22 protein-coding genes are annotated in these 25,519 nt (G+C 69.5%); 11 read left to right on the top strand and 11 right to left on the bottom strand.

The genetic code is table 11. The features are described from left to right. The first annotated feature begins 185 nt into the window (after positions 1-185). Positions 186-929 (top strand): class I SAM-dependent DNA methyltransferase, encoded by a 744-nt coding sequence (locus B7D75_RS03840; RefSeq protein WP_003157457.1) that lies wholly within the window; start codon positions 186-188, stop codon positions 927-929. 36 nt (positions 930-965) lie between these two features. On the opposite strand, the gene B7D75_RS03835 is transcribed toward B7D75_RS03840, so the two are convergent. Both B7D75_RS03835 and B7D75_RS03830 read right to left on the bottom strand, forming a co-directional pair. Further along, positions 966-1,985 carry a fatty acid desaturase family protein gene (locus B7D75_RS03835; protein WP_052151126.1) on the bottom strand — a complete coding sequence of 340 codons (1,020 nt, stop codon included), beginning with the start codon at positions 1,983-1,985 and terminating at the stop codon, positions 966-968. A gap of 16 nt (positions 1,986-2,001) precedes the next feature. After that, entirely contained in the window at positions 2,002-2,886 is an 885-nt protein-coding gene (locus B7D75_RS03830) for a PaaX family transcriptional regulator C-terminal domain-containing protein (protein ID WP_407692171.1), read from the bottom strand. Positions 2,887-3,063: 177 nt separating this feature from the next. Between B7D75_RS03830 and B7D75_RS03825 the strand changes: the two genes are divergently transcribed. After that, the gene (locus tag B7D75_RS03825) at positions 3,064-4,359 is read left to right on the top strand and encodes an OprD family porin (RefSeq protein WP_107113750.1); all 1,296 of its coding nucleotides are present in this window, start codon (positions 3,064-3,066) and stop codon (positions 4,357-4,359) included. 42 nt (positions 4,360-4,401) lie between these two features. Here the strand turns inward: B7D75_RS03825 and B7D75_RS03820 are convergent, their stop codons facing one another. Together B7D75_RS03820 and B7D75_RS03815 are read right to left on the bottom strand one after the other, a co-directional pair. Further along, entirely contained in the window at positions 4,402-6,045 is a 1,644-nt protein-coding gene (locus B7D75_RS03820) for an acetolactate synthase large subunit (protein ID WP_034081606.1), read from the bottom strand. A gap of 7 nt (positions 6,046-6,052) precedes the next feature. After that, positions 6,053-6,277, bottom strand: a complete 225-nt coding sequence (locus tag B7D75_RS03815) for a hypothetical protein (RefSeq protein ID WP_012074272.1) — start codon at positions 6,275-6,277, stop codon at positions 6,053-6,055. 66 nt (positions 6,278-6,343) lie between these two features. Between B7D75_RS03815 and B7D75_RS03810 the strand changes: the two genes are divergently transcribed. Together B7D75_RS03810 and B7D75_RS03805 are read left to right on the top strand one after the other, a co-directional pair. Then, a complete protein-coding gene (locus tag B7D75_RS03810) occupies positions 6,344-7,063 on the top strand; it encodes a B3/B4 domain-containing protein (protein ID WP_034081605.1) in 720 nt (239 codons plus the stop codon). Between the two features lie 28 nt (positions 7,064-7,091). Continuing rightward, entirely contained in the window at positions 7,092-7,730 is a 639-nt protein-coding gene (locus tag B7D75_RS03805) for an FMN-binding negative transcriptional regulator (protein WP_012074270.1), read from the top strand. Positions 7,731-7,737: 7 nt separating this feature from the next. Here B7D75_RS03805 and gcvA read toward each other — a convergent pair whose 3' ends face one another. Further along, positions 7,738-8,670 carry a transcriptional regulator GcvA gene (gene gcvA, locus B7D75_RS03800; RefSeq protein WP_033998375.1) on the bottom strand — a complete coding sequence of 311 codons (933 nt, stop codon included), beginning with the start codon at positions 8,668-8,670 and terminating at the stop codon, positions 7,738-7,740. Between the two features lie 179 nt (positions 8,671-8,849). Between gcvA and B7D75_RS03795 the strand changes: the two genes are divergently transcribed. Continuing rightward, entirely contained in the window at positions 8,850-9,623 is a 774-nt protein-coding gene (locus B7D75_RS03795) for an SDR family NAD(P)-dependent oxidoreductase (protein ID WP_012074268.1), read from the top strand. A gap of 91 nt (positions 9,624-9,714) precedes the next feature. On the opposite strand, the gene B7D75_RS03790 is transcribed toward B7D75_RS03795, so the two are convergent. Both B7D75_RS03790 and B7D75_RS03785 read right to left on the bottom strand, forming a co-directional pair. Next, the gene (locus tag B7D75_RS03790; protein ID WP_034081602.1) at positions 9,715-10,737 is read right to left on the bottom strand and encodes a GlxA family transcriptional regulator; all 1,023 of its coding nucleotides are present in this window, start codon (positions 10,735-10,737) and stop codon (positions 9,715-9,717) included. A gap of 169 nt (positions 10,738-10,906) precedes the next feature. Continuing rightward, positions 10,907-11,782, bottom strand: coding sequence for an N-acetylmuramoyl-L-alanine amidase (locus B7D75_RS03785; protein WP_234599964.1), 876 nt, complete (start codon positions 11,780-11,782; stop codon positions 10,907-10,909). 275 nt (positions 11,783-12,057) lie between these two features. On the opposite strand from B7D75_RS03785, the gene pqsL reads away from it, so the two are divergent. Next, positions 12,058-13,263 carry an FAD-dependent monooxygenase PqsL gene (gene pqsL, locus B7D75_RS03780; RefSeq protein ID WP_033998379.1) on the top strand — a complete coding sequence of 402 codons (1,206 nt, stop codon included), beginning with the start codon at positions 12,058-12,060 and terminating at the stop codon, positions 13,261-13,263. 12 nt (positions 13,264-13,275) lie between these two features. Here the strand turns inward: pqsL and bfiR are convergent, their stop codons facing one another. Both bfiR and bfiS read right to left on the bottom strand, forming a co-directional pair. Further along, positions 13,276-13,920: a two-component system response regulator BfiR gene (gene bfiR, locus B7D75_RS03775; protein ID WP_033998380.1), complete on the bottom strand. Its 645-nt coding sequence runs from the start codon at positions 13,918-13,920 to the stop codon at positions 13,276-13,278. Beyond that, a complete protein-coding gene (gene bfiS, locus B7D75_RS03770) occupies positions 13,907-16,198 on the bottom strand; it encodes a two-component system sensor histidine kinase BfiS (RefSeq protein WP_043100478.1) in 2,292 nt (763 codons plus the stop codon). The genes bfiR and bfiS overlap by 14 nt, the downstream gene beginning before the upstream one ends. A gap of 236 nt (positions 16,199-16,434) precedes the next feature. Here bfiS and B7D75_RS03765 point away from each other — a divergent pair, with 236 nt between their 5' ends. The 3 genes from B7D75_RS03765 to B7D75_RS03755 all read left to right on the top strand — a co-directional run bounded on the left by B7D75_RS03765 (position 16,435) and on the right by B7D75_RS03755 (position 20,978). Continuing rightward, a complete protein-coding gene (locus tag B7D75_RS03765; protein ID WP_003151352.1) occupies positions 16,435-18,057 on the top strand; it encodes an acyl-CoA synthetase in 1,623 nt (540 codons plus the stop codon). A 117-nt stretch (positions 18,058-18,174) separates the two neighbouring features. Then, positions 18,175-19,956, top strand: a complete 1,782-nt coding sequence (locus tag B7D75_RS03760; protein ID WP_107113749.1) for an acyl-CoA dehydrogenase C-terminal domain-containing protein — start codon at positions 18,175-18,177, stop codon at positions 19,954-19,956. 155 nt (positions 19,957-20,111) lie between these two features. Then, positions 20,112-20,978, top strand: coding sequence for an MBL fold metallo-hydrolase (locus B7D75_RS03755; protein ID WP_034081597.1), 867 nt, complete (start codon positions 20,112-20,114; stop codon positions 20,976-20,978). A gap of 39 nt (positions 20,979-21,017) precedes the next feature. Here B7D75_RS03755 and B7D75_RS03750 read toward each other — a convergent pair whose 3' ends face one another. Together B7D75_RS03750 and nmoA are read right to left on the bottom strand one after the other, a co-directional pair. Further along, positions 21,018-22,058, bottom strand: coding sequence for a D-alanine--D-alanine ligase (locus B7D75_RS03750; RefSeq protein ID WP_012074258.1), 1,041 nt, complete (start codon positions 22,056-22,058; stop codon positions 21,018-21,020). A gap of 95 nt (positions 22,059-22,153) precedes the next feature. Next, the gene (gene nmoA / locus B7D75_RS03745; RefSeq protein WP_053816644.1) at positions 22,154-23,209 is read right to left on the bottom strand and encodes a nitronate monooxygenase; all 1,056 of its coding nucleotides are present in this window, start codon (positions 23,207-23,209) and stop codon (positions 22,154-22,156) included. Positions 23,210-23,316: 107 nt separating this feature from the next. On the opposite strand from nmoA, the gene nmoR reads away from it, so the two are divergent. Together nmoR and ppgL are read left to right on the top strand one after the other, a co-directional pair. Then, complete coding sequence (nmoR, locus tag B7D75_RS03740; protein ID WP_107113748.1) at positions 23,317-24,171, top strand: LysR family transcriptional regulator NmoR; 855 nt, start codon at positions 23,317-23,319, stop codon at positions 24,169-24,171. A gap of 78 nt (positions 24,172-24,249) precedes the next feature. Then, entirely contained in the window at positions 24,250-25,416 is a 1,167-nt protein-coding gene (gene ppgL, locus B7D75_RS03735; RefSeq protein WP_043100490.1) for a gluconolactonase PpgL, read from the top strand. The last annotated feature ends 103 nt before the right edge of the window (positions 25,417-25,519 follow it).

Genomic DNA, 25,519 nt, shown 5'->3' with positions numbered 1-25,519 from the left:
ACTCGCGTAGAAGCAGAAGCACGTCCAGGTGGCGTCGCGGGCCTGCTGGTAGCGGATCGCCGATGACTGGCCACGGCACGACTGAGCGCCCGGTGGCGATCCGCCGGCCGGCGGGCGGTTTTTAGCCGGTAGCGCCCGGGACTGGGGTACCATGCCGCGCCGAAACCGCCGTCGACCTCCCGTCCATGTCCTCCAACGCGCTGTACACCGACCTGTCCGCCTACTACGACCTGATGTGCGCCGACATCGACTACCAGGCGCAGAGCCACTGCGTGCGGCGCCTGCACCAGCTGTTCGGCAACCAGGGGCGCCGCCACCTGGACCTGGCCTGCGGCACCGGCCCGCACGTGCGCCACTTCCTGGACTTCGGCTACCGCAGCGCCGGCCTGGACATCAACCAGCCGATGCTCGACCTCGCCCGGCAGCGCTGCCCCGAGGCACGTTTCAGTCGCCAGGACATGGCCGACTTCCAGGTCGAGGAAACGCTCGACCTGATCACCTGCTTCCTCTACTCGATCCACTACAACGCCGGCCTGGCTCCCCTGCGGGCCTGCCTGGCGAGCGTCCACGAGGCGCTTGGAGACGGCGGGGTCTTCTGCTTCAACGCGGTGGACAAGCACCGGATCGACAACCGTTCGTTCGTCCGCCACACCCTGGAACACGAGGGCAGCCGCTTCACCTTCGGCTCCGGCTGGCACTACGGCGGCGAGGGCGAGCGACAGACGCTGCGCCTCGGCATCGAGAAGACCACGGCGGGAACCACCCAGGCCTGGCAGGATGAACACCCCATGGTCGCCCTCGGCTTCGGCGAGCTGCTGGAACTGCTGCGGCCGCACTTCGAGGTACAGGTCTTCGAGCACGACTACCAGCGGATCACTCCCTGGGACGGCGACTCCGGCAACGCGCTGTTCGTCTGCGTCAGGCGCTAGGCCGCAAGCCCTGCGCGAGCCGGCGCTCGGGAGGCTTCAGGCGGCCCGGCGCGACGACACGATCCGCAGCACTTCCAGGTAGCCCGGCGGCGCACCGGTGGCGTTGCGCTCGCGCAGCATCCGGTGCATCAACGGCAGGCGGAAGTACGGCACCGAGGCCATCACGTGGTGTTCGATGTGGTAGTTCACGTTGATGGGCGCCACCGTGGCCCTGGCGATCCAGCCGGCGCGGGTGGTGCGGGTGTTGAGGAAGTTGTCGGCGACGTTCTCGGTACAGGCATGCTCGGCCATGGAGCGGATACGCACGAAGGCGGCGAAGGGTGTCATGTAGGCGACCACCCAGGCGAGGTACAGCCAGGCATGTCCGGCGGTCCAGAGCAGGCCGAAGAGCAGCGCGTTGGTGATGAGGGTGGGCGTCGCGTTGCGCAGGAACAGCAGTCCGCGACTGGCGAACGTCTGCCCGTCGGCGGGCAGCCTGACCCGCTCGTTGGCCACCGTCCACCTGAGGTAGCCGGCATCCATGAGAAAGCGACCGATGAAGAACTTCACCCCGGTCAGGCCGCTGAGGTCGCGCAGCAGCTTGCGCGCCAGCGACGCCCGGGTCGTCGGGAAGGGCGCCACCAGCGAGAGATCCGGATCGTCCGCCTGGCCGGTCCGGGCGTGATGCGCGAGATGATGGCTGCGGTATTTCTTCAGGTCGTTCCAGATCGGCCTGGCGCACACCCAGTCGGCGAAGACCTCGTTGAGCCAGCGATGCCTGAACAAGGTGCCGTGGGAGGCATCGTGCATGAGTATCGCCAGGGCCAGTTGCCGCCCGGCGATCAGTGCGATGGCGAGCAGGAACACCGGGACCGCCAGCGCCGGCGCCTGCCCGCTGGCCCAGGCCATGGCGGCGAACGCCAGGGCGATGACGCCCCAGGTGAAGCCGACGGCGGCGAATCCCATGAGATCCGAGCGCCGGGTCAGCATGCGGATTTCGTCGCGGCTGAACAACTGCGTGAGCTTGCGGCGCGTGGCGGGTGAACGTTCCTGGCGAACGGCGGCATCCTGGAGCATGGCAACCTCGTGACGGTCAGTGGCGGACAGGTTCGGCGGCGCTGCCGGCCGGCGCCCCGGCAAGCGCCGGCGCTCGCAGGCTGCGCCAGATGGCTCGGCCGGCATCGTCGTAGCGCAACAGGGCCTCGATGAAGGCGCGGCGCTCGTGCGGATCAACCAGTGGCTCGGGGAGCAGCGGGTCGTAGACCAACTGGCGGATCGCCGCGCTGCCGAGCAGGAAGGACTCGCGCGCCGCCGCCTCGGGCTCCATCGCATCGGCCCGCGCCATCCAGCCGCGGAGCTTCTCGGCGGTCCTGCGGTAGCCGCGATCGAGGCCCTTGCCATCCCAGAGGCCGCGCGCGCGCGCCTCGCGGGTCGGGTCGAACTGCATCGCCAGGAACACACAGGCCGAAGGTTCGAGGCCGAGCTTGAGCAGGCGCTCCCTGACCATCGTCACGCCGCCCAGCAGATTGTCCGGACGCACGAACAACTCGCGCTCCAGCTCGCGGAACCCCAGCAGTTCCAGCGCTCGTTCGCGCCGGCGCAGCTGTGCGCGATCGGTGCGTCCCAGGCCGGCGCAATGCGCGACGATCCAGGCACCGCTCCAGGGTCCCACGCGCGACTCGGCGTTGCGCCAGTCGCGCACGTCCTCCGCCAGGTCGCTGGCATTGGCACCCAGGCGATAGGCGCCGCGCTCGGCTGCCTCGATCATGCCGGCGGCGGCCAGGCGCACCAGCGCGACCCTGACGCTGTTCTCGCGGATGCCGAACAGCGCGCAGGCGGCCACCGCGTCGCGCGCGGTCAACTGGCCGTCGTCGGCGCTCAGGAGGAACTTGAGGATCAGGTCGCGGGAGCGGGGGACATTTTCATGACTTCTTTTATCATTCGATGCAAACAACTGTAATATTACATTCAGATTCACATCAATGATTTTCTTGTAATCAATCCCCGACCGAACGATGGGTGCGAGACTGTAACGGTGCCGGGGATGCCTGCGGAGCGTGACGCCACCTTCGGCTAGACCAAGGTCGCAAAGACCCCGCCGGTCATCTGTGACACCTTCGCGCGCTTTTTTTACCCCGCTGTCGAGAGTCACCGCATGTCCGCCCCGTTTTCCCCTCCTTCGTCCCGCACGCTCCGCGGCCTGGGCGCCCTCGCCCTGTGCGGCGGTTTCGTCACCCCGGCCAGCGCCGCCTTCCTCGAGGACAGCAGCGCGCGCCTGGAGGCGCGCACCGTCTACTTCAACCGCGATTTCCGCGACGGCAGCTCATCCAGCCCGCAGGGCGCCGCCAAGCGCGAGGAAGCCGCGCAGGGCTTCATCCTCGACCTGCGCTCGGGCTATACCGAAGGGGCGCTGGGCTTCGGCGTGGACACCCTGGCGATGCTCGGGATCAAGCTCGACTCCAGCCCCGCCGACAGCAACAGCGGCCTGCTGCCCTCCAGCGGCCACGATCCGCGTCGCTCGGTCGACCAGTACGCCAAGGCCGGCGTCACCGGCAAGATGCGCTTCTCGCAGACACAGTTCAGGTACGGCGCGATGCTGCCGGACATGCCGTTGCTGAAATACAACGACGGACGCCTGCTGCCGACCCTGTTCCACGGCGCGCAGCTGACCAGCGAGGAGATCGCCGGGCTCAGGCTTTCCGCCACCCGCCTGGAACGCTACACCGCGCGTGACTCCAGCGACGCCCAGGACATCCGCCTGCACTGCAAGAACAAGCGCTACGCCTGCGACATCACCGGCAGCCGCTTCGACGCCTACCAGCTCGACTACCAGGTCAACGACGGCCTGCTGCTGCAATACGCCCAGGGCGGCCTGCGCAACGTCTATCGCCAGCGCTACCTCGGCGCGGTGGGCAAGCGGCAGCTCGGCGCCGGCAAGCTGAGCGCCGACCTGCGCTGGTTCGACAGCGAGGACGCCGGCGCGGCCCGCGCCGGCAGGATCGACAACCGCGCCCTCAGCCTGCTGCTCGCCTACGCCCAGGGCGGCCACACGCTCAGCGCCGGCTGGCAGCGGATGAACGGCGCCAGCTCGATGCCCTACCTCGACGGCAGCAATCCGTACCTGGCCAACTACCTGCAGGTGAACGACTTCGCCAACCCCGAGGAACGCTCCTGGCAACTGCGCTACGACTTCGACCTGCGCAGCGTCGGCGTGCCCGGCCTGAGCTTCATGACCCGCTACGTCAACGGCGACCATATCCGCCTGGCCAACGGCGACGAGGGCAAGGAATGGGAGCGCGACGTCGAGCTGAAGTACGTGGTACAGAGCGGCCGCTTCAAGGACCTCAGCCTGCGCCTGCGCAACGCCACCTACCGCACCGACTTCGAGCGCTCGGCGCGCGACGTGGACGAGGTGCGCCTGATCGCCAGCTACAACCTGTCGCTGTTCTGAGCCGTCGCGCCGGAACGCACGCCGGCGCGACGCCCCGGCGGTTCAGACCGCCAGGGCGCGTTCGCGCAGCTCGACGTTGAGGATGCGGTCGTTCTCCGAGTAATCCACCGGGCAATCGATCACATGCACCCCGGGCGTGCCCAGGCAGCGCTCCAGCAGCGGCAGGAAGCCCTCGGCGCTGTCGACCCGGTGGCCGTGGGCGCCGTAGGCCTCGGCGTAGCGCACGAAGTCCGGGTTGCCGTAGTCCAGGCCGAAGTCGGCGAAGCCCATGTTCGATTGCTTCCAGCGGATCATCCCGTAGCCGTTGTCGCGCAGGATGATCACCGTCAGGTTCATCTTCAGCCGCACCGCGGTTTCCAGTTCCTGGCTGTTCATCATGAAGCCGCCATCGCCGCACACCGCGACGATCGGCCGGTCCGGGTAGACCAGGTGCGCGGCCATCGCCGAGGGCAGGCCGGCGCCCATGGTGGCGAGGGCGTTGTCCAGCAGCACGGTGTTGGGCATGTGCGCCTTGTAGTTGCGGGCGAACCAGATCTTGTACATGCCGTTGTCCAGGGCAACGATGCCCTGCGACGGCAACGCCCGGCGCACATCGGCCACCAGGCGCTGCGGATAGAGCGGGAAGCGCGGGTCGTCGGCGCCTTCGGCGACCTGCGCCTCGTTGGCCTCGCGGATCGCCAGCAGGCGGCTGAAGTCCCAGTGCGCGGTATCGTCCAACGCCTCGCCGATCTGCCAGACGGCGTTGGCGATGTCGCCCACCACCTCGATCTGCGGGAAATACACCGGGTCCACCTCGGCGGAACGGAAGTTCACGTGGATCACCTCGGTACCGCCGCGAACCATGAAGAACGGCGGCTTCTCGATCACGTCGTGGCCGATGTTGACGATCAGGTCGGCCGCCTCCACCGCGCGGTGCACGAAGTCGCCGGCGGACAGCGCGGCGTTGCCGAGGAAGCGCGGGTGGCGCTCGTCGACCACGCCCTTGCCCATCTGGGTGGTGACGAAGGGAATGCCGGTCTTGTCGATCAGTTGCTTGAGGACCTTGGCGGTCATCTTGCGGTTGGCCCCGGCGCCGATCACCAGGATCGGACTGCGCGCGGCGCGCAGCTTCTCCACCGCGGCGCAGATCGCCTTGTATTCCGCCAGCGGCCGGCGGCTCAGGCTCGGCGGGATCGGCAGGCTGTCGGTCTGCTCGGCGGCGATGTCCTCCGGCAGCTCCAGATGCACCGCGCCGGGCTTCTCCTCCTCGGCCAGGCGGAACGCCTCGCGGACCCGCGAGGGGATGATGTCGGCGGAGGCCAGTTGATGGGTGTACTTGGTCAGCGGCTGCATCATGCCGACCACGTCGAGGATCTGGAAGCGCCCCTGCTTGGACTTCTTGATCGGCTTCTGCCCGGTGATCATCAGCATCGGCATGCCGCCCAGGTAGGCGTAGGCGCCGGCGGTGACCAGGTTGGTGGCGCCCGGGCCGAGGGTCGACAGGCTGACCCCGGTCTTGCCGGTGAGGCGCCCGTAGGTGGCGGCCATGAAGCCGGCCGACTGCTCGTGGCGGGTCAGCACCAGGCGGATCTGCGACTTGCGCAGGGATTCCAGCAGGTCGAGATTTTCCTCGCCGGGAATGCCGAAGACGTATTGCACGCCCTCGTTCTCCAGGCATTGCACAACCACATCGGCTGCCTTGGCCATCTGCGTATTACCTCGGGTGGTGGCGATTTCTGACCGCTCGAACACTGCGCCCCTGGCGTCGCGCTGTCCAGCCCTTCTGGCCGGCGGCAGGCTCTGGCGTCGGCTTCGCCGGCACGCGGCGGCCGCCAACGATCATCAGCGCAGCTGAAGCCACCTGCCCGATCATCAGCACAGCTAATAATTCATTCGCTGATTTCATGGCGAGGCCGATGCCCGGATGGTAGAAATCCACCCGCCGCTTCCCGGGCCCGCCATCCTGAATGCTCCCCTCCTGTCTCCCATCGAACAAGAAGACGCCATGCCCGACCACGCCCCGAACATCCCCGTCATCGCCGCCGAGGTGGCTGCCCTCGCCCCCGGCTTCCGCGCCCTGAGCCTCACCGTCGAGGCGGCGCCGATCGTTCGTCCGGAAATCGCCGGCCGCGCCATGGAACGCGCCTGCCAGGCGCTGGCGCGAGGCGAACCGGCCTGGGCCGAGGCGCACCTGGCGGCCTGGGCCGAGACCTTCCGCCGCTTCGGCGCCAAGCCGCAGCGCACCCCCTGCTCCGCCGAGGCCCTGCGCAAGCGCGCGCTGCGCGACGGCAGGTTGCCGGGCATCGACCCGGTGGTGGACCTGTACAACGCCATCAGCGTGCAGTTCGCCATTCCGGCAGGCGGCGAGAACCTCGCCGCCTACGCCGGTACGCCGCGCCTGGTGCTCGCCGACGGCAGCGAAACCTTCGACACCCTGAGCAATGGCGAGGCGGTGGTCGAGTCGCCGGAAGCCGGCGAGGTGGTCTGGCGCGACGACCTCGGCGTCACCTGCCGCCGCTGGAACTGGCGCCAGGGCGTGCGCACCCGCCTGGACGCCAGCGCCCGGCGCATGTGGTTCATCCTCGAGAGCCTGCCGGAGATGCCGCTGCGAGCCCTGTACGAAGCGGGCGACCTGCTGCTCGACGAACTGCGCCTGATGATGCCCGGCATGCGCGCCGACGCGCGCCTGTTGCCCGTGGCGGCATCGCCCACGGAAAGCGTATAAAGGCGCTGCCCCGAGAGGAGAACGGAACATGTACCTGCCTTCGCATTTCGAAGAGCCCGACCCGCAGGCGCTGCACGCGCTGATCCGCGAATACCCGCTGGGCCTGCTGCTGACCCACGGCGAAGCGGGTCTGGACGCCAACCACCTGCCGTTCGAGCTGAGCCCGGAAAAGGGCGCGCAAGGCACCCTGGAAGCCCATGTCGCGCGCAACAACCCGGTGTGGCGCGAGCTGCGCGACGGCGACGAGGTGCTGGTGGTGTTCCGCGCCGGCGACGCCTACATCTCGCCGCAGTGGTACCCGAGCAAGCAGGAGCACCACCGCCAGGTGCCGACCTGGAACTACCGGGTGGTCCACGCCCACGGCCGGGTGCGGATCCGCGACGACCAACGCTACGTGCGCGGCCTGGTGGCGCGCCTGACGCGCACCCACGAGGCGTCCCAGGCGCAGCCCTGGAAGATGACCGACGGCCCCGCCGAGTACATCGACGAGATGCTCCGGCTGATCGTCGGCATCGAGGTCGAGATCACCCGCCTGGTCGGCAAGTTCAAGCTCAGCCAGAACAAGGAAGCCCGCGACATCCAGGGCGCCAGCGAGGCGCTGCTGGCGCGCGGCGAGCAGGCGCTCGGCGCGGCCATGGGCGACTGCGCGCGGGCAAGGCGCGGCTGAACGCACCTCAGCCCGCGGCCGGCCTGCCGGCCTCGCCCAGCAACCAGTCGCGGAACGCGCGGACCTTCTCCAGCGCCCCGCATTCGGGCCGGTAGACCACGTAGTAGGCCTGGGCCAGCGCGCGCTCCGTGCCGTTGCGGCCGATCAGCGGGCGGACCAGGCGGCCCGCCGCCAGGTCGTCCTGCACCATCACACTGCGGGCCAGGGCCAGCCCCTGGCCGTCCATCGCCGCCTGCAGCACCGCCGCCGAGTTGTTGATCGCCAGGCCGTGGTCGGCGCCGAGATCGCCGTGTCCCGCCGCGTCCAGCCAGGTGCGCCAGGTCGGATAGTCGGGATCGCTGGCCATCGACAGGTCATGGATCAGGGTGCAGCGCGCCAGCGCCGCGCGGCTCAGCCGGCCGTTGCGCAACGGCGGGTAGCCGGGCGCGCAGACCGGGAACATCACCTCGTCCAGCAGGCGGATCGCGGCCAGGCCCGGCCAGCGACCGGCGCCGTAGCGCACGCCAATGTCGATGCGCTCGTGATGGAAATCCAGCGAGCGCGAGTTGGTGTCCAGCAACACGTCGATGCGCGGGTGAGCCTGCTGGAAACGCTCGATGCGCGGCAGCAGCCACTTCGCCGCGAAGGCCGGGCTGACCGTCACCGTCAGGCCCGCCTGGCGGCCGCTGTCCTTCAGCCTGGCCAGGCCGCTGGCCAGGCGTTCGAAGCCGGCGCGGATATCCGGCAACGCGGCGCGCGCGGCCTCGGTCAGGGTCAGGCGCGCGGCACCGTGGCCGGCGCGGATGAACAATTCGCTGCCCAGCCAGGCCTCGAGATTGCGCACCTGTTGGCCAACGGCGGCGGGAGTGACGTTCAGCTCGGCCGCCGCGGCGGAGAAGCTCAGGTGCCGCGCGGCGGCTTCGAAGGCGCGCAGGGCGTTGAGATACACGGGACCGTTCATCGATAGATTTTCTTTTCCGCAAGGAAAGAACTCATGCGTTGTGGCGACATCCCCGCGGTTCGACAATCCGCTCCGTACAGGTCGCGCCTCTTGCCGAAAATAGCAGCTTTGCGGGAGAGACGTGGCCTCTTTCCCACAAACGCAACAGTTTCGCCCAACCCGCTTGGGGGAGGTCCATCATGAATAGTTTTTCTGACAAGGTCGCGATCGTCACCGGCGGCGGCTCGGGGATCGGCAAGGAGGTCGCCCGGCGCCTGGTCGAGGCCGGCGCACGGGTGGTCATCGGCGGCCGCGACGCGGCCAAGCTGGAGCGCGCCGCCCGTGACATCGACCCCGTCGGCGACAGCGTCCGCACCCTCGCCGGCGACATCGCCGACCCGGCCACCGCCCAGGCGCTGGTGGACCTGGCCAGCGCCACCTTCGGCGGCGTCGACATCCTGGTCAACAACGCCGGGATCTTCCGTCCCAAGCCGTTCCTCGAGGTCACCCCGGAGGAGTACGACGATTTCCTCGATACCATCCTCAAGGGCAAGTACTTCATGGCCCAGGCCGCCGCCCGCGCCATGCTCCGGCGCGGCGCCGGGGCCATCGTGCAGACCGGCTCGCTATGGGCGATCCAGGCCGTCGGCGCGACGCCCTCGGCCGCCTACTCGGCGGCCAACGCCGGAGTCCACGCGCTGACCCGCAACCTCGCCCTGGAACTGGCCGGCGCCAATATCCGCATCAATACCGTGGCGCCGGCGGTGGTCGAGACCCCGGTCTACGCCACTTTCATGGACCCCGAACAGGTCCGCGAGGTGCTGCCCGGCTTCAACGCCTTCCATCCCCTGGGGCGCAACGGCCAGCCGGGCGACGTCGCCGCGGCCATCCTGTTCCTCGCCTCGGACGCCGCCGGCTGGATCACCGGGACCGTGCTGCCGGTCGACGGCGGGGTGACCGCGGGACGTCCCTGAGAGCCTCGCTCAGGTCCCGCCGGTCTCGCCCGGCTGCGGCCGGTGGTGGACGAACTCCGCCACCGGCCGTCCGGCAGCAGGTAAAACGCCTTCATTTCGCCGAGCGGACGTTGCCGTAGCGCACTTCCTTCGACGGCGGATAGCCATAGAAGGCGGTGTAGCACTTGCTGAAATGGCTGGGCGAGACGAAGCCGCAGGCGACCAGCACCTCGAGCATGGTCAGGTCGGAGTGCTGTAGCAGGCGCCGGCATTCGGTGATGCGCAGCTCCAGGTAATAGCGCACCGGGGTGGTGCCGAGCTGCTGCTGGAACAGCCGCTCGATCTGCCGCCGCGAGCGGCCCACGTACTGGGAAAGCTGTTCCTGGCTGAGCGGCTCCTCGATGTTCGCCGCCATCAGGTTGATCACCTCGCGCAGCGGCTCGCTCATCTTCTCGTGCAACGCCGGACGCACCCGTCGGTAGCGCGACTCTTCGAAGGCGAGGATGTCCACCACCGCCTCCACCAGGTCGCGCCCGTGGCGCCGGGCGATCCACTCCAGCGCCAGGTTGAAGGCGCCGGTGGGGCTGGCCGCGGTCAGCCGGTCGCGGTCGACCATGTAACTGTCGCTGGTCACCTGGCTGTGGCGGGCGATCTCGGCGAGCGCGGCGCGGTGCTCCGGGTGGATGCAGCAGCGGTAGCCATCCAGCAGGCCGGCGTCGCCGAGGAACCAGGCACCGTTCCACAACCCGGCCAGGGCGATGCCGTGCGCCGCCGCCTCCCGCAACGCCTCCCTCAGCACGCCGGAGGAACGCAGCGGCGTGCGCAGCCCGCCGCACACCACCAGCAGGTCCAGCCCTTCCACGGCCGCCGCGGAGAGCGCCAGGTCCGGGCAGATCAGCAGGCCGAGGTCGCTGGTCACCGGCTCGCCGCCGAGGCTGAAATTGCTCACCGCGAAGGACTCGCCGCGGATCAGGTTGGCGGTCACCAGGGAGTCCAGTGCCTGGGTGAAGGCCGGCAGGGAAAAATGCTCGAGCAGCAGGAAGCCCACCCGCGCCCGCGCGCGGGCGCCCGCTCCGCCCCCGGTGAAGCGGAGATTCTGCCCTTGCAGGGCGGCGCTGAAACGCCTTCTTTGCATCGCTTGCGGCCTCTTGTTTTTCTTCTGGTTCGTTCGCCAGCGAAGCACAGCGAAACAGGCAGCGATGGCTGGCTGGTTTCGACAGGCCTTCGCTTCGGCGAAGCCCCATGATAGGCGCAAGACGGATGCTTGCAGTAGCACCGGAGCAGCGCTGTCGCGGAATCCGGGCTCAGGAGTAGCGCTCGTTCAGCGCATAGAGGATCGCCGCCGTCTCGGCATCCGCCACGCCATCGTGGTTGTCCGGGCGGAAATGCATCTGGAATGCCCGCAGCAGCTTGGCGAAGTCCTCGTCATTGCCCCTTTCGGGCACGGCGTAGCCATAGCGGCGCAAGGCTTCCAGCCACTCTGCGCGCGACGGCAGCCCGTCGCGTTCGAAGCGTGCCTGGTAGCGATCGCGGGTGGCGTCGTCGTACCAGGCGCCGATGCCGGCGTCGTGGAGTTCCTTCCAGGGCAGTTTCGGACCGGGGTCGGACTTGCGCCCCACGGCGATATCGGAATGCCCGAGGACGTGCTTGGGTGAGATGTCCGGGTAGCGCTGCAGGATGTTCCGCGCCAGTTGCCTGAGCGCCTCGATCTGCGACGGTTCGTAGTCCGGGAAGGTGAATACGCCATCGTCGTCGCGGGCGAGGTTGACGATCTCGATGCCGATGGAACTGTCGTTCAGCCCTTCGCGTCCGCCCCAGCTGCTGACCCCGGCATGCCAGGCGCGGTCGTTCTCGTCGACCAGGTTGAAGATCCGCTGCCCGCTGAAGCCGGCGCGGCGGTAGCTGGCGTCGGCCGGCGAAGGCACCAGGTAGTGGGCGCTGCCCGGCCCCCGGGTGAGCACCTCCACCGAACGCGAGAAGTCCAGCGCCGTGTAGTGCAGTACCAGGTAGCGCACTCTCTTGTTGTAGGCGGCGCTGGTCCGGTAGCTGTTGTAGTCGATCGCCAGCGGCGGCGGCGCCAGCGTTTCCCCATGCGCGTCGGGCCGCTCGACCACGGCGCCCTGCAGGCAGCCGGCCAGACCCAGCGCGCAGGCCAGGACACAAAGGTTTTTCGTCGTCATCCATCCCCCACGGGCAGTCGCCGCTGGCCACGCCACCCCACGCCGGACGTGGCAGGCGGACAGCCGCGCTTCGCTGAAATGCCGGCGATGCCGGCGCGGGGGAATCTAGCGATGGCGCCGTTGCGGTTATGTAGGACGAGTCAGAAAACCGGTGTCGCCGGTTCGCCGAACAGGCGACCAGGTGCAGGACAACACCCATTCTGCATAACGTTCCGTCGTTATGCTGCTGCCTCCACCCTTCCCTTTTCCGCCAGGAACGACACGGAGACTCATCCATGACGGACATCCACATCGACGTACTCATCAACGGCTGCGGCATCGGCGGGGCGATGCTCGCCTACCTGCTCGGCCGCCAGGGCCACCGCGTGGCGGTGGTGGAGCAGGCGCGGCGGGAACGCGCGATCAACGGCGCCGACCTGCTCAAGCCGGCCGGCATCCGGGTGGTCGAGGCGGCCGGGTTGCTGGCCGAGGTGACCCGCCGCGGCGGACGGGTCCGCCATGAGCTGGAGGTCTATCACGACGGCGAGCTGCTTCGCCATTTCAACTATTCCAGCGTCGACCCGCGCGGCTACTTCATCCTCATGCCCTGCGAGTCGCTGCGCCGCCTGGTACTGGAAAAGATCGACGGCGAAGCGACCGTCGAGATGCTGTTCGAGACCCGCATCGAGGCGGTGCAGCGCGACGAGCGCCATGCGGTCGGCCAGGTGCGCCTGAACGACGGCCGCGTGCTGCGTCCACGGGTGGTGGTGGGCGCCGACGGTATCGCCTCCTACGTGCGCCGCCGGCTGCTGGACATCGAGGTGGAGCGCCACCCCTACCCGTCGCCGATGCTGGTGGGGACCTTCGCCCTGGCGCCCTGCGTGGCCGAGCGCAACCGGCTGTACGTGGACTCGCGCGGCGGGCTGGCCTACTTCTATCCGATCGGTTTCGACCGCGCGCGACTGGTGGTGAGCTTTCCCAGGGAGGAGTCGCGCGAGCTGATGGCCGACACCCGCGGCGAGTCGCTGCGCCGGCGCCTGCAACGGTTCGTCGGCGACGAGAGCGCCGAGGCGATCGCCGCCGTCACCGGCACCTCGCGCTTCAAGGGCATCCCCATCGGCTACCTGAACCTGGACCGCTACTGGGCGGGCAACGTGGCGATGCTCGGCGACGCCATCCACAACGTGCACCCGATCACCGGCCAGGGCATGAACCTGGCCATCGAGGACGCCAGCGCCCTGGCCGACGCCCTCGACCTGGCCCTGCGCGACGCCTGCGCGCTGGAGGAAGCCCTGGCCGGCTACCAGGCCGAGCGCTTCCCGGTGAACCAGGCGATCGTCTCGTATGGACATGCGCTGGCCACCAGCCTGGAAGACCGCCAGCGCTTCGCCGGGGTCTTCGACACCGCCCTGCAAGGCAGCAGCCGGGCGCCGGAAGCGCTGGGCGGCGAACGTTCCTACCAGCCGGTGCGGTCGCCATCCCGGGAGCTTACGCGCAACTGATCCAGCGCGCGCTCAGGAGCCCTCGCGCAGGCGCAGCGGATCCACCAGCCCGGCGGCGATGGCCATGCCCACCAGGTCCGCCAGGGTCTGCGCCTGCATGCGCCTCATCACCCGCGCGCGATAGAGGTCGACGGTCTTCACGCTGACCTCCAGTTGCTCGGCCACCTCGCGGCTGGTGTAGCCGCGCACCAGCGGCAGCAGCACGTCGCGCTCGCGCGGGGTGAGGCTGTCCAGGCGTTCGCGCAACCCGGCGTCGAGATCGCGGTGCCGGCGCCGACGGGCGTGGCGATCGAGGGCCTGCTGCACGCTATCGAGCAGCAATTGTTCGTTGTAGGGTTTCTCGATGAAATCCACCGCGCCGGCCTTGAAGGCGCGCACCACGATGGGCACGTCGGCGTGGCCGCTGACGAAGATCACCGGCAGGTCGATGCCGCGCGCCAGCAGTTCGTCCTGCACGTTCAGCCCGCCCATGCCTGGCATCCGCACGTCGAGCAGGACGCAGGCGTGGCGGCCGCCCTCGCAGGCGTCGAGGAAGGCCCGGCCCTGGGTGAAGGGCAGGGCCTTGAGGCCGACCGACTCCAGCAGCCAGACCGTCGATTCGAGCATGCCCTGGTCGTCGTCGACCACGTAGACCAGCGCTTCGTCAGGCATCGCCATCCTTTCCTCCGGTGGCGCCGGCGGCGAACGGCAGCCGGCAGTTCATGAGCAATCCGCCATCCGCCGGCAGCCCGGCTTCGAGGGTGCCGCCGAAGCCTTCGACGATGCTGCGGCTCATCGACAGGCCCAGGCCCAGCCCTTCCGCCTTGCTGGTGTGGAACGGCGTGAAAATGTGTTCCAGTTGATCCGCCGGCACCCCCGGGCCTTCATCGCGGACCCACAGGCAGAGCAGCCCGCCGGGCTCGACGCGGCTGCCGATGACGACCCGCGACGGCGCCCCCGGGTGTGCCTCGCGGTTGGCCTCGATGGCGTTGCGCAGCAGGTTGAGGAACACCTGTTCGAGCAGCACGCGGTCGGCGTACAGCGGCGGCGGATTGTCGGTCATCGCCTCCTCCACCGCCACCTGCCAGTGGCTGGCTTCCCAGGCGCAGAGGCCGATGGCCTCGCGCGCCACCTGGTTCACGTCGAGCGCCTGCAGGCGCCGCTGGCCCTTGCGCAGGAAGGCGCGCAGGCGCCTGATCACCTCCGCCGCGTGACCGGCGTGCTCGGCGATCCGCGCCAGGCCCTCGGCGACCCGCTCGGCGGCTTGCGGCTGGCTGCCGAGGCCGGCCAGGTAGCGCTGGCTGGCGCCGGCGTAGTTCATCACCGCGGCCAGCGGCTGGTTGATCTCGTGGGCGATGCCCGAGGCCAGCTCGCCGAGAGTGACCAGCCGCGCGGTGTGCGCCAGCTCGTCCTGGTGGCGGCGCTGCTGCGCCTCGCGCAGTTCGCGTTCGGTCATGTCGCGGGCCACCAGCGAGTAGTAGCGCTCCGCGCCGCTGCCGCGGTGGGCCAGCAGCACCAGCGAAACCGGCAGCGGCGGCCGCCCGTCCTGCGGCTGCAGGCGCCCTTCGCGGCTCCAGACGCCGCGCTCGCCAGCCTGCCGCCAGCCCTCCTCGGCCAGCCGCGCCAGCGTGTCGGCGGCCAGCAGGCGCTCCAGCGCCGGCGGCGCCAGGCCGTCGGCGATGCCGAGGGCCGCCCGCGCCGAGGGATTGAGGTAGGTGAGGCGGCCGCCGGCGTCGACGAACAGCACCAGATCGGTGTTCGCCTCGACCACCTCGGCCAAGCGCCGGCGATTCTCCTCCGCCTCGACCCGCCGGGTGACGTCGCGGGATACGCTGACCACCTCCACCACCGCTCCCGTGTAGGTCTCGCGGATCGCCCGGCTGGCAGTCTCGAACCAGCGGTAGCGGCCGTCGCGATGGCGGATGCGGTAGGTGATGGTCAGGTAGCCGTCCTGCTCCAGCGCTTCGCGCGCGCGCAGCGCCACCTGGCCGCGGTCCCGGGGATGGAACAGCGCCTGCGCCGGCCGCCCGCGCAGCTCCTCCGGCCAGTAGCCGAGCAGGGTCCAGGAGGCTGGCGAGGCGTCGAGGAAGACGCCGTCGAGGGTGTGCCGGGAAATCAGGTCGGTGGTGTTCTCGGTGATCAGCCGGTACAGCCGGCTGGCCCGCGCCGCCTCGCGCTCGCCACGCAGGCTGGCGGTGGCGTCGCGGCAGCGCGCCAGCACCCGGCCCTCGGCGCTGTCGGGAATGAACTGCCAGAGCAGGATGCGCCCGTCGCACTCCGCCTCCACTTCGCCGAGGGCGCGCGCCTGGCCCAGGCTGGCGCGCACCAGTTGCCCATGGTTGGCCGGGAGGAAAGCGCGCCAGGCTTCGCGCGGACGCTCGCCAAGCAAGGCAAGGAAGGCCTGGTTGAATTCCACCGCCTGCGCCTGGCCGTCGAGCAGCAGCGCCGGCTGCGGGTCGGCGGCGAGGAACGGCGCGGCACGGGTGACGCCGCGGGCGGCGGCGAGCAACGGTGCGAGAAGCAGGCCGAGCCAGTCCAGCGCGGCGCTCTGCGGCGTATCGCAGGCCACCAGCAGCAGGCCTTCGTCGCCAGCCTGCAAATCCAGGGCGAGGGCCATGCCATGCTCCACGCCGGCGCGCCGCAGGCGCGCGCCGAGCCAGGAAGCCGAACGCCGCAATTCGTCCAGCGTCAGCCGGCCCTCGCGCGCCAGGCGCTCGCGCAACGCCAGGTCGCTGGCCCGGTTCGGCTCGCCGGCGCCCGGCGGCAGGGCCGGCGACGGCGGTACCGGGGTATAGCTCTGCGCCTGCGGCTGCCAGGCCAGGTACCAGGCCTGGCGCGTGCCCGGATGTTCGAGCAGCAGGCGGCGCAGCGCGCCGACCCGCTCGGCCAGCGGCGCGCCCTCGCGCAGCAGGCGCAGGAGACTGTTGAGGGCCGGTGAGGCGGGAAGCGGACTCATGGACGGAAAAGGACTCTGCAAATGCATATGGTACTTATACTATAAGCTTATGGTTTAACTTCCATATATTTTTCATCGTTGCTATAAATCGCACCCACCCAGGGAAACCCCTGGAAGCTGTTCACGATCCGCCGAGCCAGGCAAAGACACGCGATTTCAACGCGGTTTTTCCGACATCCAGCAAATCGTGACCCTTACCCAGAACAGAGCTAACAATCAGCCACGGGGTACTCTTCATGTCGATCTTCGAACAGGGTCTCGCGCCCGCCTCCGTCAACCATATCGCCCTGACGCCGCTGAGCTTCATCGAGCGCACCGCCAGCGTCTATCCGCACTACCCCGCGGTGATCCACGGCAACATCCGCCGCGACTGGGCGCAGACCTACCAACGCTGCCGGCGCCTGGCCTCGGCCCTGGCCGGACGCGGCATCGGCCAAGGCGACACGGTAGCGGTGATGCTGCCGAACATCCCCGAGATGCTCGAGGCGCACTATGGCGTGCCGATGATCGGCGCGGTGCTGAACACCCTCAACGTACGCCTCGACGCCGAAGCCATCGCCTTCATGTTGCAGCACGGCGAAGCCAAGGTGCTGATCACCGACTACGAGTTCCACGAGGTGATCCACGCCGCCATCGGCATGCTCGACCACCCGCCGCTGGTGGTCGACGTCAACGATCCCGAATACGGCGAAGGCCGCCCGGTGGGCGAGCTGGACTACGAGGCGCTGCTCGCCGAGGGCGACCCGCAGTTCGCCTGGGAGTGGCCGCGCGACGAATGGCAGGCGATCTCGCTGAACTACACCTCGGGCACCACCGGCAACCCCAAGGGCGTGGTCTACCACCACCGCGGCGCCTACCTGAACGCGCTGGGCAACCAGATGACCTGGTCGATGGGCCAGCACCCGGTGTACCTCTGGACCCTGCCGATGTTCCACTGCAACGGCTGGTGCTATCCGTGGACGGTGACCGCGCTGGCCGGCGTCCACGTCTGCCTGCGGCGGGTCGATCCGCAGAAGATCCTCACCCTGATCCGCGAACACCAGGTCAGCCACCTGTGCGGCGCGCCCATCGTGCTCAACGCGCTGATCAACATGCCCGACTCGGCCAAGGCCGCCATCGACCATCCGGTGCACGCCATGGTCGCCGGCGCCGCGCCGCCGGCCAAGGTGATCGGCGCGGTGGAGGAGATGGGCATTCGCGTCACCCACGTCTACGGCCTCACCGAGGTCTACGGGCCGGTCACGGTCTGCGCCTGGCACGGCGAATGGGACGAACTGCCGCTGGAGCGGCGCGCCGCGATCAAGTCGCGCCAGGGCGTACGCTATCCGACTCTCGAAGGAGTGATGGTGGCCGATCCGAAGACCCTCGAGCCGGTGCCGCGCGACGGCCAGTCGATCGGCGAGATCTTCATGCGCGGCAACACCGTGATGAAGGGCTACCTGAAGAATCCCAGCGCCACCGAGGAAGCCTTCGCCGGCGGCTGGTTCCATACCGGCGACCTGGCGGTCTGCCATCCGGACGGCTACATCGAGATCCGCGACCGGCTCAAGGACATCATCATCTCCGGCGGCGAAAACATCTCCACCATCGAACTGGAGGGCGTGCTCTACCGCCATCCGGCGGTGCTGGAGGCGGCGGTGGTGGCGCGTCCCGACGAAAAGTGGGGGGAAACGCCCTGTGCGTTCATTACCCTGAAGAGCGATCATCAGGGAATCGCCGAGAGCGAGATCGTCGCGTTCTGTCGCGAACACCTGGCCGCGTTCAAGATTCCGCGTACCGTGGTGTTCTCCGAGCTGCCGAAGACCTCCACCGGCAAGATTCAGAAATACGTGCTGCGCGAGTGGGCCGCCGCCCTCTGAGCGCCGCCCGCCGAATTGCCCGTGCAGCGGCCATGCCATGGCGGCCGTAGGCAGGATGGGCACGGACGAACCTGTACCTGCGGCCGCTCCGCCGGCCGCTCACCGACGAGGTGTGCAATGCCTGACTACAACGCCCCGCTGCGCGACATGCGCTTCCTGCTCAACGACGTGTTCGACGCCCCCGCCCTCTGGCAGCGCCTGCCGCGACTGGCCGAGCGGATCGACGCCGACACCGCCGACGCCATCCTCGAGGAAGCGGCCAAGGTCACCGGCGGCCTGCTCGCGCCGCTCAACCGCAGCGGCGACGAGGAAGGCGCGCAGTGGCAGGACGGCGCGGTGCGCACCCCGGCCGGCTTCCGCGAGGCCTACACGACCTACGCCGAGGGCGGCTGGGTCGGCCTTACCGGCAATCCGGCCCATGGCGGCATGGGCATGCCGAAGATGCTGGCGGTGCAGTTCGAGGAAATGATGTACGCGGCCAACGCCAGCTTCAGCCTCTACTCGACCCTCTCCGCCGGCGCCTGCCTGGCCCTCGATGCCCACGGCAGCGAGGAGCTGAGGAACAGGTACCTGCCGAACATGTACGCCGGCACCTGGGCCGGCTCCATGTGCCTGACCGAACCGCACGCCGGCACCGACCTGGGCATGATCCGCACCAGGGCCGAACCGCAGGCCGACGGCTCCTACCGGATCAGCGGGACGAAGATCTTCATCACCGGCGGCGAGCAGGACCTCACCGAGAACATCATCCACCTGGTGCTGGCCAAGCTGCCCGACGCCCCAGCCGGTTCGCGCGGCATCTCGCTGTTCCTGGTGCCGAAGTTCCTGGTCGGCGACGACGGCGCGCTCGGCGCGCGCAACCCAGTGCATTGCGGCTCCATCGAGCACAAGATGGGGATCAAGGCCTCGGCCACCTGCGTGATGAACTTCGACGGCGCCAGCGGCTGGCTGGTCGGCGAAGTCAACAAGGGCCTGGCGGCGATGTTCACCATGATGAACTACGAGCGCCTGTCCATCGGCATCCAGGGCATCGGCTGCGCCGAGATGTCCTACCAGGGCGCCGTCGCCTACGCCCGCGAACGCCTGCAGAGTCGCGCGCCGACCGGCCCGGTGGCGAAGGACAAGGCCGCCGACCCGATCATCGTGCATCCCGACGTGCGCCGCATGCTGCTCACCATGAAGGCGCTGACCGAAGGCGGCCGCGCCTTCTCCACCTACGTCGGCCAGCAGCTCGACCTGGCCAAGTACGCCGAGGACCAGGAGGAACGCAGCCAGGCCGAAGCCCTGGTGGCCCTGCTGACCCCGGTGGCCAAGGCCTTCTTCACCGATACCGGCCTGGAGAGCTGCGTGCTCGGCCAGCAGGTGTTCGGCGGCCATGGCTACATTCGCGAGTGGGGCCAGGAGCAACTGGTGCGCGACGTGCGCATCGCGCAGATCTACGAAGGCACCAACGGCATCCAGGCGCTCGACCTGATGGGCCGCAAGGTGGTCGCCAACGGCGGGCTGTTCCTCTCCATCTTCAGCCGCGAAGTGCGCGCCTTCGCCGCCGCGGCCGGCGCCGGGCTGGCGGAATTCACCACCCCGCTGCTGGCCGCCCTGGACCTGCTGGACAACCTCACCCAGGGCATCGTCGCCCGCGCCGGCAACGACCCGCGCGAGATCGGCGCGGCCTCGGTGGAATACCTGCACCTGTTCGGCTACACCGCCTACGCCTACCTCTGGGCACGCATGGCCGCCGCCGCGCTGCGCCAGCGCGACGCCGACCCGGCGTTCCACGACGGCAAGCTGGCCACCGCGCGCTTCTACTTCGCCCGCATCCTGCCCCGCGTGCACTCCCTCGCCGCCGCCGTCGAAGCCGGCAGCGAAAGCCTGTACGGCCTGGAGGCGGAGCAGTTCTGAAACGCCCGTCGCGCGTTGTCCGCCGACAGCCCGCGATAACGGCGGATAACCGCGAAGCGGTTATCCGCCCTACGACTCCCGGGAAGCCGGCCAGGTATTCCTGAAAAACGACGCAACCGTCGGTTATTCGCTAGACCAGGAACAAGGACCTATCCATGCGAACCCTCACCACCCTCCTCGGCAACAGCCAGAAACTCGACGGCGGCGCCATGTTCGGCAATGCCCCGCGCGCGCTCTGGTCACGCTGGATGCAGCCCGACGCGGAGAACCGCATCGACCTCGGCTGCCGTGCCCTGCTGGTGCGCGACGGCGAGCGCAACGTACTGGTGGAGACCGGCATCGGCGCCTTCTTCCCGCCCGCCCTGCGCCAGCGCTATGGCGTCCAGGAAGAGCGCCACGTATTGCTCGACAGCCTCGCCGCGGCCGGCCTGGGCGACGCCGACATCGACGTGGTACTGCTCACCCACCTGCACTTCGACCACGCCGGCGGCCTGCTCGCCGCCTGGGAAGAAGGCCAGCCGGCGCGCCTGCTGTTCCCCAACGCGCAGTTCGTCACCGGCCGCCGCCACTGGCAGCGCGCGCGCCAGCCGCACCCGCGCGACCGTGCCTCGTTCGTGCCGGAACTGCTCGACCTGCTGCAGGCCAGTGGGCGCCTGGAGTTGCTCGACGACGGCGAGCGCTCGGCGCACCTGGGCGAAGGCTGGCGTTTCCATTTCAGCGAAGGCCATACCCCGGGCCAGATGCTCCCGGAGATCGCCATGCCCGACGGCCCGGTGGTATTCAGCGGCGACCTGATCCCCGGCGCGCCCTGGGTGCACCTGCCGCTGACCATGGGCTACGACCGCTTCCCGGAAGGCCTGATCGAGGAGAAGGAACGCCTGCTGGACAGCCTGATCGCCCGCAACGGCCGGCTGGTCTTCACCCATGACCCGAGCGTCGCCATGGGCCGGGTGCGACGCGACGAACAGGAGCGCTACAGCCTCTACGACACCGTCGAGCGGGTCGAGAACCTCCAGGCCTGAGCGAAAGGCGCGGCCCGCCCCGGCGGCGGGCCGCGGGAATCAGCAACGCGCCTTGCGCGCGCCCTTGCAACGCTGGATGCCGAGCCGGCAGATCCGCTCGCAGAGTTCGGCGAAACCGATCCCGGCCGCCGCCGCGGCCTGCGGCAGCAGGCTGGTGGCGGTCATTCCCGGCAGGGTATTGACCTCCAGGCACCAGAGCCGGCCCTGTTCGTCGAGGCGGAAGTCGGTGCGGCTGTAGCCGCTCAGCTTCAGCGCCCGGTGCACCTTCAGCGCCAGGCGCTGGGCCTCGGCGGCGACCGCCGGCGGCAGGTCGGCGGGAAACACCTCGCGCACCGCGCCGGCCTGGTACTTGTGCTCGTAGTCGAAGACTTCCTGGCCGCCGAGGAGAATCTCGCCCACCGGCAGCGCCTGGTCGTCGAGCACCCCGACGGTGACCTCGCGGCCGGCGACGAAGCGCTCCAGCATCACCTCGTCGCCATAGCGCCCGGCCAGTTCGATGGCCGGCTGCAATTCGGCCTGGGAATGCACGATGGACAGCCCCACGGTGGAACCCTGGCTGTTCGGCTTGACCACCAGGGGGAAGCCCAGTTGCTCGCGCACCGCCTCTTCCGAGGCCGGCGCCATCAGCCAGCTGGCGGTCTCCACCCCGGCGGCGAGGAACAGGCGCTTGGCCACGTCCTTGTCCATCGCCATGGCGCTGGCCAGGTGGCCGCTGCCGGTATAGGCGAAGCCGCCGGCATCCAGCAGCGCCTGCAGGGTGCCGTCCTCGCCGGTGCCGCCGTGCAGGGCGAGGAAGAACACGTCGACCCCGGCCAGCTCGCCGGCGCTCAGCAGGCCCTGCTTGCCGCTGCGGATGATCGCCAGCGAGTCGGAATCCGGCGGAACCTCCTTCACCTTGCTCGCCAGCAGGCGCCGCTCTTCCTCCGCGCCGAGCAGGCCGCTGGCGGTATCCACCGCCAGCACCTCGTGGCCGGCGCTGCGCAGCGCCTGGATCACCTGCGCGCCGCTGGCGATGGAGACGTCCCGCTCCTCACTGCTGCCGCCGAAGAGAACGGCGACCTTCAACTTGTCCTGTCCCATGTTCCACCTGTCGTTCCAGTGCTGGAGGCAGAAAAGCACAACACAGGGGCGGCTGAACAGACACAGTCATCGCCGCGCGGAACGAACGGTCAGGCTCAGCCGCGCAACTCCTCGACCAGCGTGCGCAACAGCTCGGCGGCCGGCAACTCGCGCGCCAGCGCCGCGCCCTGGCCGGCCCACTGGGCGGCGAAATCATGGTTGCCATGAGCCAATGCCGCGGCCTGCAACGCCTTGGTCGCGTCGTAGACGAACGGATAGTCCGGCAGCGGCGGCACGCCAGGCGCGGCGGGGTCGAAGAACATCCGGTTGGGCAGGCCGCGGGCGCTGCGCCCGGACATGCTCAGGGTCAGCGCGGTGCGCGCCGCGCGCGGCCCTTTCAGCGCCTCGCGGTAGGCGGCGTTGGCCGAGGACTCCGGGCAGAGGACGAAGGCGGTGCCCATCTGTACGGCGCTCGCGCCCAGCTCCAGGGCGGCGCGGATGCCGCGTCCGTCCATGATCCCGCCGGCGGCGACCACCGGCAGCGAACCGCGCGCCGCCAGCAGGCGGACCAGCGCCAGGGTGCCGATGGCGGCGTCGCCGCGCTCCGGCTCGAACACCCCGCGATGACCACCGGCCTCGATGCCCTGGGCGACCACCGCATCGGCGCCGGCAGCCTCCACCAGGGCCGCTTCCTCCGGCGTGGTGGCACTGACCAGTACGCGGATGCCCGCCGCCTGCAACGCGCGGACCTGGTCGCGGGGCGGCGCGCCGAAATGGAAGCTGACCGCCGCCGGCCGCTCTTCCAGCAGCATCGGCAGCAGGGTCGGGTCTTCGAGGAAACTCAGGTAGATGTTCTTCAGCCGCGCCGGCGGCTCGGCGCCGAACTCGGCGAACAGCGGCTTCAGGTAGTCCAGCCAGGCGCGCTCGCGGGACGGGTCGGCCCGCCCCGGGCGGTGGCAGAACAGGTTTACGTTGAATGGCTTGTCGGTCAGCCCGCGCACCTCGCGGATCAGCGCCCGGCCCTTCTCGGCGGCGCTACCGGTGATGGCGATCGAACCGAGCCCGCCGGCATTCGACACGGCGGCGGCCAGCGCCGGCGTGGAGACGCCGAGCATGGGTGCCTGGATGATCGGCTGCCGGATGCCGAGCAGGCGCGTGAAGCGGTCAGTCATGGCGATTCCCTCTCCCGGTCGGACGACACCGCGTCGGCCGACGCTTGACCAATATATCTTCATAAAAGAATATTTTTAACAGAACATTCTCAAAAAGAGATAAATAGATGGACCTTTCCTCCCTCGAAATCTTCCGCGCGGTCGCCGGCGAAGCCAGCGTCACCCGCGCCGCGCAGCGGTTGCAGCGCGCGCAGTCGAACGTCACCACGCGGATCCGCCAGCTCGAGGAGGAGCTGGGCGTCGAACTGTTCCTGCGCGACGGCAAGCGCATGAGCCTGACCGAACGCGGCAGCCAGTTCCTCGCCTACGCCGAGCAGTTGCTGGCTCTCGCCGACGAGGCACGGCAGTCGATGCATCCCGCCGAGCCCGGCGGACGCCTGCGCCTGGGCAGCATGGAAAGCACCGCCGCCAGCCGCCTGCCGGCGCTGCTGGCGACCTATCACAAGGCCTGTCCGCGGGTCGTCCTGGAAGTCTCCACCGGTACCAGTCGCGCATTGTTCGACGGGGTGCGGGCGCGGCGCCTGGACTGCGCGCTGGTGGCCGCCGGCCCGGGCTGGGCCGGTGAGCTCGATGGCAGCGGCCTGCGCGGCGAGCCGCTGTTCCGCGAGGAACTGCTGATGATCCTGCCAACCGAACACCCGCCGGTCCACGATGTCGCCGAGGTACGCCTGCGCACCCTGGCCGGCTTCGCCCGCGGCTGTACCTACCGGCAACTGGCCGAGGACAGCCTCGGCGCGCCGCTGACGGTGCAGGAAGTCGGCTCCTACCATGCGATCCTCGCCTGCGTCGCCGCCGGCGCCTGTGTCGGCGTGCTGCCGCGCTCGGTGCTGCAACTGCTCGGCGCGGCACCGGTGCGCAGCCTGTCCCTCGCGGAGGTGGACACCTGGCTGGTCTGGCGCGAGGGTTACGCGACCGCCGCCTTCGAACGCTGGCGCGGCCTGCTGGGTGAAAGCGGCGGCTGAGCGCCGAGGGCGAACCCGCTGGCCCGGCTCCGGTCCAACCCCGAGCCACCAGAACAATAGCGAGCCAAGGAGTTGCCCATGAGAAGACTGCCCACCCTCTGCCTGCTGGCCCTCGCGCCGCTCACCGGCGTAGCGCCCCAGGCCCAGGCCGCCAGCCTCTACAACCTGCTGGTGGGGACCTATACCGAAGGCTCCAGCGAGGGTATCCAGGTGTACCGCTTCGACGGTGCCGACGGCTCGGTGAAAGGCCCGCTGCGCGTGGCTCACACCAGCAATCCCTCGTACCTGACCTTCGCCCCGGACCAGCGCACCCTGTTCGTCGTCAACGAGAACGGCCGTGGCGGCAAGGGCGATACCATCGGTCGCGCCACGTCCTACCATTTCGACCCGATCAGCGGCCGCCTGCAGCAGATCAGCCAGGTCCAGACCCTCGGCGACCACCCGACCTACAGCAGCCTCAGCCACGACGGCCGCTACCTGTTCGTCGCCAACTACTCGGTGCAGCCGGAAGGCTCGGTGGCGGTACTGCCGGTGCGCGCGGACGGCTCGCTGGCGCCGGCGGTGCAGGTGGAATCGCACCAGGCCAGCAAGGTGCAGCCGCGCCAGGCGTCCGGCCACGTGCATTCGGTGGTGTCCTCGCCCGACGGCCAGTACCTGTTCGCCCCCGACCTCGGCGCCGACAAGGTGTTCGTCTACCGCTACGCCCCGGAGCAGGCCGAGCGCCCGCTGCAGGTGGCCGACCCGGCGTTCGTCCCCACCCCTCCCGGCAGCGGTCCGCGCCACCTGGTCTTCAGCGCCGACGGACGCTTCGCCTACCTGACCCTGGAGCTGAGCGGCCAGGTGATGGTCTTCGCCCATGAAGGCCATGGCCGCCTGCGCCAGTTGCAGACCTACGACCTGGCCCCGGCCGGCTTCCAGGGCAAGGTCGGCGCCGGCGCCCTGCACCTGTCCGCCGACGGCCGCTTCCTCGGCGTGCTCAACCGTGGCGACGACAACCACCTGGTGACCTTCGCCGTCGACCCGGCCAGCGGTCAGCTGCGCTTCGTCGAGCGGCGCTCGATGGAAGGCGCGGAACCGCGCGAGTTCGCCTTCGCGCCCGGCGGGCGCTTCGTCCTCGTGGCCAACCAGAACAGCAACCAGCTACGGGTGTTCGCTCGCGATCCGCAGAGCGGGCAGGTGGGCAAGACGTTGCAGAGCGTCGAGGTGGGCTCGCCGAGTGATTTGCGGTTCGTGGCGGTGCCGTGAGTTCGCGTTCGGCCCGCTGGTGAGACAGGTACGCCGCCCGGGAGGGCGAAACAAGACGCTGAGGCAGGCACGGCAAGCCGCTAGGCCGCCCAGCCTGAAGCCG

The organism is Pseudomonas paraeruginosa (assembly GCF_003025345.2).
GTDB lineage: Bacteria > Pseudomonadota > Gammaproteobacteria > Pseudomonadales > Pseudomonadaceae > Pseudomonas > Pseudomonas paraeruginosa.
Note: the sequence above shows the minus strand (reverse complement) of the source record. Positions and strands in the feature narration are given on the sequence as shown.

What these genes read in the sequence shown, in the direction of transcription:
- B7D75_RS03840 (WP_003157457.1), top strand. Translation starts at nt 186, where the DNA reads ATGTCCTCCAACGCGCTGTACACCGACCTGTCCGCCTACTACGACCTG.
- B7D75_RS03820 (WP_034081606.1), bottom strand. Translation starts at nt 6,045, where the DNA reads ATGGCCAAGGCAGCCGATGTGGTTGTGCAATGCCTGGAGAACGAGGGC.
- bfiR (WP_033998380.1), bottom strand. Translation starts at nt 13,920, where the DNA reads ATGGCGATGCCTGACGAAGCGCTGGTCTACGTGGTCGACGACGACCAG.
- B7D75_RS03810 (WP_034081605.1), top strand. Translation starts at nt 6,344, where the DNA reads ATGCCCGACCACGCCCCGAACATCCCCGTCATCGCCGCCGAGGTGGCT.
- B7D75_RS03835 (WP_052151126.1), bottom strand. Translation starts at nt 1,985, where the DNA reads ATGCTCCAGGATGCCGCCGTTCGCCAGGAACGTTCACCCGCCACGCGC.
- B7D75_RS03790 (WP_034081602.1), bottom strand. Translation starts at nt 10,737, where the DNA reads ATGCAAAGAAGGCGTTTCAGCGCCGCCCTGCAAGGGCAGAATCTCCGC.
- B7D75_RS03795 (WP_012074268.1), top strand. Translation starts at nt 8,850, where the DNA reads ATGAATAGTTTTTCTGACAAGGTCGCGATCGTCACCGGCGGCGGCTCG.
- gcvA (WP_033998375.1), bottom strand. Translation starts at nt 8,670, where the DNA reads ATGAACGGTCCCGTGTATCTCAACGCCCTGCGCGCCTTCGAAGCCGCC.
- B7D75_RS03760 (WP_107113749.1), top strand. Translation starts at nt 18,175, where the DNA reads ATGCCTGACTACAACGCCCCGCTGCGCGACATGCGCTTCCTGCTCAAC.
- B7D75_RS03785 (WP_234599964.1), bottom strand. Translation starts at nt 11,782, where the DNA reads ATGACGACGAAAAACCTTTGTGTCCTGGCCTGCGCGCTGGGTCTGGCC.
- pqsL (WP_033998379.1), top strand. Translation starts at nt 12,058, where the DNA reads ATGACGGACATCCACATCGACGTACTCATCAACGGCTGCGGCATCGGC.
- bfiS (WP_043100478.1), bottom strand. Translation starts at nt 16,198, where the DNA reads ATGAGTCCGCTTCCCGCCTCACCGGCCCTCAACAGTCTCCTGCGCCTG.
- B7D75_RS03825 (WP_107113750.1), top strand. Translation starts at nt 3,064, where the DNA reads ATGTCCGCCCCGTTTTCCCCTCCTTCGTCCCGCACGCTCCGCGGCCTG.
- B7D75_RS03805 (WP_012074270.1), top strand. Translation starts at nt 7,092, where the DNA reads ATGTACCTGCCTTCGCATTTCGAAGAGCCCGACCCGCAGGCGCTGCAC.
- nmoR (WP_107113748.1), top strand. Translation starts at nt 23,317, where the DNA reads ATGGACCTTTCCTCCCTCGAAATCTTCCGCGCGGTCGCCGGCGAAGCC.
- ppgL (WP_043100490.1), top strand. Translation starts at nt 24,250, where the DNA reads ATGAGAAGACTGCCCACCCTCTGCCTGCTGGCCCTCGCGCCGCTCACC.
- B7D75_RS03755 (WP_034081597.1), top strand. Translation starts at nt 20,112, where the DNA reads ATGCGAACCCTCACCACCCTCCTCGGCAACAGCCAGAAACTCGACGGC.
- B7D75_RS03765 (WP_003151352.1), top strand. Translation starts at nt 16,435, where the DNA reads ATGTCGATCTTCGAACAGGGTCTCGCGCCCGCCTCCGTCAACCATATC.
- B7D75_RS03750 (WP_012074258.1), bottom strand. Translation starts at nt 22,058, where the DNA reads ATGGGACAGGACAAGTTGAAGGTCGCCGTTCTCTTCGGCGGCAGCAGT.
- nmoA (WP_053816644.1), bottom strand. Translation starts at nt 23,209, where the DNA reads ATGACTGACCGCTTCACGCGCCTGCTCGGCATCCGGCAGCCGATCATC.